This window comes from Brucella tritici, assembly GCF_008932295.1.
Lineage (GTDB): Bacteria > Pseudomonadota > Alphaproteobacteria > Rhizobiales > Rhizobiaceae > Brucella > Brucella tritici.
This window is the reverse complement of sequence record NZ_WBWA01000102.1, coordinates 1-364: the sequence shown is the minus strand read 5'-3', so window position 1 is coordinate 364 and position 364 is coordinate 1. Positions and strand designations below refer to the sequence as shown.

Sequence of the window (364 nt, the reverse complement as noted above, 5' to 3'; positions counted from 1 at the left end):
TCAAGCGCTCCGATCAGGCCAACGGTTTCGAAGCCCTGCCACGCCGATGGGTGGTCGAGCGAACATTTGCATGGCTGGGAAGGTGTCGCAGACTGGCCAAAGACTTCGAGAAAACTATCGCTTCTTCGTGAGCGCGACGAACATCCCACCTTTTCTTTTGTGAATGATGCCGCGAGATAAGCTCCTTCATTGATAGGAGCGGACCGGGATGATTGGAGATCGCGCTGATGCCATGCTTGAAGACATGGATGAAGCCAGGCATGAGGGAAAGTATCGTCGGATCGAGGTGATTACCGGCCGGCGGCAGCGGCGGAATTGGACTGACGAGGAGAAGGCGCGGATCCTTGCGGAAAGCGCGGAACCT

General features: G+C 56.6%; 1 protein-coding gene and 1 pseudogene. Both read left to right on the top strand.

Annotated elements, in window-relative coordinates:
* Positions 1-131: transposase (locus F9K91_RS25640; RefSeq protein WP_151679083.1), on the top strand; the 131-nt coding region annotated here is incomplete at its 5' end.
* A gap of 77 nt (positions 132-208) precedes the next feature.
* Positions 209-364 (top strand): annotated as a pseudogene (locus F9K91_RS26535) (IS66-like element accessory protein TnpA); the annotation flags it as partial.